Genomic DNA, 1,109 nt, shown 5'->3' with positions numbered 1-1,109 from the left:
ATGAGCTTGTGTCCTGTTAGTGCATCGGGTCGCTCGACCGCGAGGCATTCCGAAGGGTGATGCTATTTCTGTTGCGCTTCCGTCCTGTGGGCGTCGCGCCAGGCATCCTGTCGGCCAGCGCGCTTGGCCGCAAGACAGAACAGGGCCTCTGCCAGCAACCGGCCAGCCAGGATGCTGGTGGTGCCGCTGGAAGCATCGAAGTCGGGCGACACCTCCACCAGGTCGAACCCGGCAAAGCCATCCCGAGCCACGATTCTCACACCACGAATGATCTCGCGCGAGGTAAGGCCGCCTGGTTCCGGGCTGTTGGTTGCCGGGGCGAAGGCGGGGTCGACGCCGTCGATATCAAGGCTGATATAGAGCCGGGCCCCATCGGCGCTGGCGATGGCGCGGGCGCGTTTGGCAACGGTTTCGATGCCGAGGCGCTCGACTTCCTCCATGGAAAACACGGTAATGCCGAGCTTGCGGTAGAGCGGCGTCCATTCGGGCAGGTTGCGTGGGCCGCGCGCGCCGATGACCACGATGCGCCGCGGGTCGACCTTGTCGAGTTCCGCAATGCGCAGCAGGGGTGAGGCGCGGGTGAGGCGGTCGCCGCCGAAAGATTCGCTGAGATCGAGATGGGTGTCGAAGACGATAAGCCCGACCGGGGTGTCGCCGTCATCGGCGACTGCGCGCACCGCCGGATAGCTGATGCCGTGATCGCCGCCGATGGTCAGCGGCACCGCCCCGTTGGCCAGCACCGCGCCAAGCCGCGCTTCGAGGCGGGCGTAGCTGGCGACGTTGTCGCCCGGCACGACATCGATGTCGCCCGCGTCGGCGACGGTGATGTGCGCCGCCATGTCGAGGTCCCAGTCGAAGCTGTAGCTGCCGTAGAGGAGCGAGTATTTGCGGATTTCCTGTGGGGCGCGGCGTGTCGCGCCGCCGCGAAAGGTGGCGATGCCGTCATAGGGCATGCCCACCACCACCGCGTCGGCGACAAGACCGGCCAGATCGCTCACGTGAGGGAACGCCATGAAGGGCGGCACGTCGCCGTACATGCGGGGAACGCCGGCCGGGCTCAGGGCTTCGCTCATAGGTTCGGTCCTCCGTGCTGTCGTGTCGATGGTGCC

The 1,109-nt window shown here is 66.7% G+C and carries 1 protein-coding gene; it reads right to left on the bottom strand.

Annotated features, from left to right (window positions below; genetic code table 11):
- Positions 1-62: 62 nt before the first annotated feature.
- Positions 63-1,109, bottom strand: a 1,047-nt coding sequence (locus tag ACX3P1_RS28155) for an agmatinase family protein (RefSeq protein WP_459083099.1), incomplete at its 5' end; no start/stop codon positions are given.

The organism is Mesorhizobium sp. A623 (genome assembly GCF_054489405.1).
The sequence above is the reverse complement of the archived record's forward strand: the minus strand, read 5'-3'. Positions and strand labels throughout refer to the sequence as shown.